Raw genomic sequence first — 5,136 nt, 5'->3', positions numbered from 1 at the left:
AGCCTACGAGAGAGTAGGATAAAGTTCATTAACTTGTTGGAGATATAGACGGACTTTCGAAAAGTCAGGAACTTGCAAATAGTAATTTACTATGGAGAGTTTGATCCTGGCTCAGGATGAACGCTAGCGGCAGGCTTAATACATGCAAGTCGAGGGGGCAGCAATGTCACCGGCGGACGGGTGCGTAACGCGTATGAAACCTACCTTTATCAGGGGGATAGCCCGGGGAAACCCGGATTAATACCGCATAATATATTGAATGGCATCATTTGGTATTGAAAGATTTATTGGATAGAGATGGTCATGCGTAGGATTAGCTAGTTGGTAAGGTAACGGCTTACCAAGGCGACGATCCTTAGGGGCTCTGAGAGGAGTAACCCCCACACTGGCACTGAGATACGGGCCAGACTCCTACGGGAGGCAGCAGTAGGGAATATTGGGCAATGGGCGAGAGCCTGACCCAGCCATGCCGCGTGCAGGAAGACGGCCCTCTGGGTTGTAAACTGCTTTTGAATGGGAAGAACGGTAAGCCTGCGGGCTTAATTGACGGTACCATTAGAATAAGCCACGGCTAACTACGTGCCAGCAGCCGCGGTAATACGTAGGTGGCGAGCGTTATCCGGATTTATTGGGTTTAAAGGGTGCGTAGGCGGCTTAATAAGTCGGTGGTCAAAGGTAGCAGCTTAACTGTTTTACATGCCACCGATACTGTTGAGCTTGAGATATGTGGAGGCAGATGGAATTTCCGGTGTAGCGGTGAAATGCATAGATACCGGAAGGAACTCCTATTGCGAAGGCAATCTGCTACAGATAAACTGACGCTGATGCACGAAAGCGTGGGGATCAAACAGGATTAGATACCCTGGTAGTCCACGCCGTAAACGATGATTACTAGTTGTTGGCCCGCTGGGGTCAGTGACCAAGGGAAACCGATAAGTAATCCACCTGGGGAGTACGCCGGCAACGGTGAAACTCAAAGGAATTGACGGGGGTCCGCACAAGCGGTGGAGCATGTGGTTTAATTCGATGATACGCGAGGAACCTTACCTAGGCTAGAATGTGAGAGAATGTATCAGAGATGGTACAGCTAGCAATAGCTCGAAACAAGGTGCTGCATGGCCGTCGTCAGTTCGTGCCGTGAGGTGTTGGGTTAAGTCCCGCAACGAACGCAACCCCTATATTCTGTTGCCAGCATGTTATGATGGGGACTCAGAATAGACTGCCTACGCAAGTAGAGAGGAAGGAGGGGACGACGTCAGGTCATCATGGCCCTTACGCCTAGGGCGACACACGTGCTACAATGGGGGATACAGAGTGTTGCTAGCCAGTAATGGTCTGCCAATCACAAAAAGTCCTTCACAGTTCGGATTGGGGTCTGCAACTCGACCCTATGAAGCTGGAATCGCTAGTAATCGCATATCAGCCATGATGCGGTGAATACGTTCCCGGACCTTGTACACACCGCCCGTCAAGCCATGGAAGTTGGGTAGACCTGAAGCGGAAGGTAATAGACTTCGTTAGGGTAGAACCAGTAACTGGGGCTAAGTCGTAACAAGGTAGCCGTACCGGAAGGTGTGGCTGGAACACCTCCTTTTTAGAGATATTCCTGTAAAGGAAGAAAAACAAGGAAGTTCCGCGACTAATTTTTAAAGAAAGATCCGTTTATATCTCCAATGACAAGTTAAGTATTAGAAGTATGAGTAGATTGCAGGATTGAGATTCTGCGGACCACTCTTAAGATCAGGGCTTGTAGCTCAGGTGGTTAGAGCGTTACACTGATAATGTAAAGGTCCGTGGTTCGAGTCCACGCAGGCCCACCAAATTTAGATAATAAGGGGGATTAGCTCAGCTGGCTAGAGCACCTGCTTTGCAAGCAGGGGGTCAACGGTTCGACTCCGTTATTCTCCACAAGAGAAAGAGGAAATATCTCCGACTGACGTAAGGAAGAAGGGAAGACAGGTATAGATATAGTACATATACCACTGATTACCACCGGGGAGCAGTCCCCACCGGTAAGGAAGAGTTCATTGACATGATGAGAAAGACTGAGAAGAAATAATGAAGAGTTAATTAAGGGCGTACGGGGGATGCCTAGGGTCTCAGAGGCGAAGAAGGGCGTGATAAGCTGCGAAAAGCTACGGGGAAGAGCACATATCTGTTAATCCGTAGATACCCGAATGGGGCAACCCAATAGACTGAAGGTCTATTATTCTGACTAAGTTAGAAGGCGAACGTGGGGAACTGAAACATCTAAGTACCCATAGGAGAAGAAAACAACAGTGATTCCGGAAGTAGTGGCGAGCGAACCCGGATTAGCCCAAACCCGTGATGTTACGGCATTGCGGGGGTTATAGGACTGCATTTAGAATTGCTTTTAAATTTGAACGGGATGGGAAACCCGGCCATAGAGTGTGATAGCCACGTAAGAGTAATTGAAGCAGGACGAGCAGTATCCTGAGTAGGTGGGGACCGGTGAAATCCCCTCTGAATTCGGCAGCACCATCTGCCAAGGCTAAATACTCCTGAGACACCGATAGTGAACTAGTACTGTGAAGGAAAGGTGAAAAGCACGGGGAGTACCCGGGTGAAATAGAACCTGAAACCGTACGCTTACAAGCGGTCGGAGCTAAGTGATTTAGTGACGGCGTGCCTTTTGCATAATGATCCTACGAGTTACGGTCACCAGCAAGGTTAAGATTTTAAGAATCGGAGCCGAAGCGAAAGCAAGTCTGAATAGGGCGTTAAGTTGGTGGCTGTAGACGCGAAACCTAGTGATCTACCCATGGTCAGGTTGAAGGTTGGGTAAGACCAACTGGAGGACCGAACTGGTATACGTTGAAAAGTGTTCAGATGAACTGTGGGTAGGGGTGAAAGGCTAATCAAACTGGGAAATAGCTCGTACTCCCCGAAATGTATTTAGGTACAGCGTTGGAGTTAAGTCTTATCGAGGTAGAGCTACCGATTGGATGCGGGGGAGTCACATCCTACCAAATTCAGACGAACTCCGAATGCGATAAGATATATCCAGCAGTGAGGGCTCGGGTGCTAAGGTCCGGGTCCGAAAGGGAAAGAACCCAGAGCTACAGCTAAGGTCTCCAAATCTATACTAAGTTGAACAAAGGAAGTCCGACTGCCGAGACAGCCAGGATGTTTGCTTGGAAGCAGCAATCATTTAAAGAGTGCGTAACAGCTCACTGGTCGAGCGGGGCGGGCATCGATAATAAACGGGCATAAAGTATAGTACCGAAGCTTAGCATTGTAATAGTAATATTACACTGGTAGGGGAGCATTCTGTCGACGGCGAAGGTGTACTTTGAGGTATGCTGGAGTTTACAGAAAAGCAAATGTAGGAATAAGTAGCGATAATGTATGTGAGAACCATACACACCGAAAGACTAAGGATTCCTCCGCTACGTCAATCAACGGAGGGTTAGTCGGATCCTAAGGATAATGCGAGAGCAGATGCCGATGGGAAGCAGTTTAATATTACTGCACCTGTGTACAGTGCGAAGTGGGGACGGATTTTAAAGCTCGATACGTAGAGACGGAATTCTGCGTTGAGGGGAAGCTTCGGCGGAACCGAATTGGGGGATAAGATTCCAAGAAAAGCCAATAAGCTCTAGCTGTACAGAGACCGTACCGTAAACCGACACAGGTAGTCGAGGCGAGAAGCCTAAGGTGCTCGAGTGATTCACGGCTAAGGAATTAGGCAAATTAACCCTGTAACTTCGGGATAAAGGGAGCCACAGCAATGTGGCCGCAGAGAAATGGCCCAGGCGACTGTTTAGCAAAAACACATGGCTATGCGAAGATTAATGTCGACGTATATGGCCTGACACCTGCCCGGTGCTGGAAGGTTAAGAGGGGATGTCATCGCAAGAGAAGCATTGAATCGAAGCCCCAGTAAACGGCGGCCGTAACTATAACGGTCCTAAGGTAGCGAAATTCCTTGTCGGGTAAGTTCCGACCTGCACGAATGGTGTAACGATCTGGGCACTGTCTCAGCCGTGAGCTCGGCGAAATTGTAGTGACGGTGAAGATGCCGTCTACCCGCCACGGGACGGAAAGACCCCGTGAACCTTTACTATAGCTTAGCGTTGGGACTGGGTATCTGATGTGTAGGATAGGTGGGAGACTGTGATGCGGCGTCGCCAGGCGTCGTTTAGTCAACGTTGAAATACCACCCTTTATATATCTGGTTCCTAACCTCTGAAAGGGGGACATCGCTTGGTGGGTAGTTTGACTGGGGTGGTCGCCTCCAAAAGAGTAACGGAGGCTTCCAAAGGTTCCCTCAGCACGCTTGGTAACCGTGCGTTGAGTGCAATAGCAAAAGGGAGCTTGACAGTGAGACCGACAAGTCGATCTGGATGGAAACATGGGTATAGTGATCCGGTGGTTCTGCATGGAAGGGCCATCGCTCAAAGGATAAAAGGTACTCCGGGGATAACAGGCTGATCTCCCCCAAGAGCTCATATCGACGGGGAGGTTTGGCACCTCGATGTCGGCTCGTCACATCCTGGGGCTGGAGAAGGTCCCAAGGGTTCGGCTGTTCGCCGATTAAAGTGGCACGCGAGCTGGGTTCAGAACGTCGTGAGACAGTTCGGTCCCTATCTGTGGTGGGCGTAGGAAGTTTGAGGGGTTCTGATTTTAGTACGAGAGGACCGAATTGGACGCACCTCTGGTGTATCTGTTGTCTTGCCAAGGGCACGGCAGAGTAGCTAAGTGCGGATGGGATAAACGCTGAAAGCATCTAAGTGTGAAACCCGCCTCAAGATGAGACTTCCATAGAGGAACGTTGGAGATTACGACGTAGATAGGCTACAGGTGAAAGTATGGTAACATATTCAGCCGAGTAGTACTAATGAACCGAAGACTCTTCAAAAATATTATATCTTCACAGTCTTTCTACATCAACAATGTCAATAAAGCATTAAGTGCAACAGCACAAAGATTTTCATGGTGTTAATAGGGCGGGTGTTCACCTCTTCCCATCCCGAACAGAGAAGTTAAGCCCCGCACCGCCGATGGTACTTGGATCAAACCCGGGAGAGTAGGTAGATGCCAGAATTTAATTATACAATAAGCTTCAGTAGTAATACTGAGGCTTTTTTGTGTTTAAATCTACCAGAGAAAGGA

General features: G+C 48.9%; 2 tRNA genes and 3 rRNA genes. All 5 read left to right on the top strand.

Annotated features, from left to right (window positions below):
* The first annotated feature begins 88 nt into the window (after positions 1-88).
* The 5 genes from GVN16_RS25890 to rrf all read left to right on the top strand — a co-directional run bounded on the left by GVN16_RS25890 (position 89) and on the right by rrf (position 5,067).
* Positions 89-1,594 (top strand): 16S ribosomal RNA (locus GVN16_RS25890).
* Between the two features lie 149 nt (positions 1,595-1,743).
* Positions 1,744-1,820, top strand: a tRNA-Ile gene (locus GVN16_RS25885).
* A 14-nt stretch (positions 1,821-1,834) separates the two neighbouring features.
* Positions 1,835-1,908 (top strand) — tRNA-Ala (locus GVN16_RS25880).
* A gap of 151 nt (positions 1,909-2,059) precedes the next feature.
* Positions 2,060-4,882, top strand: a 23S ribosomal RNA gene (locus tag GVN16_RS25875).
* Between the two features lie 73 nt (positions 4,883-4,955).
* Positions 4,956-5,067: ribosomal RNA gene (rrf, locus tag GVN16_RS25870) — 5S ribosomal RNA — on the top strand.
* The 16S, 23S and 5S rRNA genes sit together here with 2 tRNA genes alongside, the layout of an rRNA operon.
* Positions 5,068-5,136 lie beyond the last annotated feature (69 nt).

Source organism: Emticicia sp. CRIBPO (assembly GCF_009905725.1).
Lineage (GTDB): Bacteria > Bacteroidota > Bacteroidia > Cytophagales > Spirosomataceae > Leadbetterella.
The sequence above is the reverse complement of the archived record's forward strand: the minus strand, read 5'-3'. Positions and strand labels throughout refer to the sequence as shown.